This window comes from Sphaerospermopsis reniformis (assembly GCF_005402885.1).
In the GTDB taxonomy this organism is placed as follows: Bacteria; Cyanobacteriota; Cyanobacteriia; order Cyanobacteriales; family Nostocaceae; genus Sphaerospermopsis; species Sphaerospermopsis kisseleviana.
In genome coordinates this window covers 1-317 of the sequence record NZ_BJCE01000610.1, presented here as the reverse complement: position 1 = coordinate 317, position 317 = coordinate 1, and the positions used below count along the sequence as shown (strand labels likewise).

General features: G+C 40.1%; 1 protein-coding gene. It reads right to left on the bottom strand.

The features are described from left to right. Nucleotides 1-317 (bottom strand): AMP-binding protein (locus FFR48_RS28600; protein WP_137669642.1); only part of this gene is annotated, 317 nt, incomplete at both ends.

Below are 317 nucleotides of genomic sequence, written 5' to 3'. Positions count from 1 at the left end.
GTAATTGATTTAATAGTGATTTTTGTGTTAACAGCACTGATACTTGAGCGTCTTCTAACATGAAGCTCAAGCGTTCAGTGGGATACTCTGGGTCTAGGGGTACATACGCTCCTCCTGCTTTGAGTATACCTAATAATCCAATTACCATTTCTAGGGAACGTTCTACACAAATCCCTACTAATGTCTCTGTTTTTACACCCAAAGATTGTAAGTGATGTGCTAACTGATTCGCCCGACTATTCAATTGCTGATAGGTGAGTTGTTCGTTTTCAAACACTACTGCTATTGCATTCGGTGTTTTCTCTACCTGCTCTTCA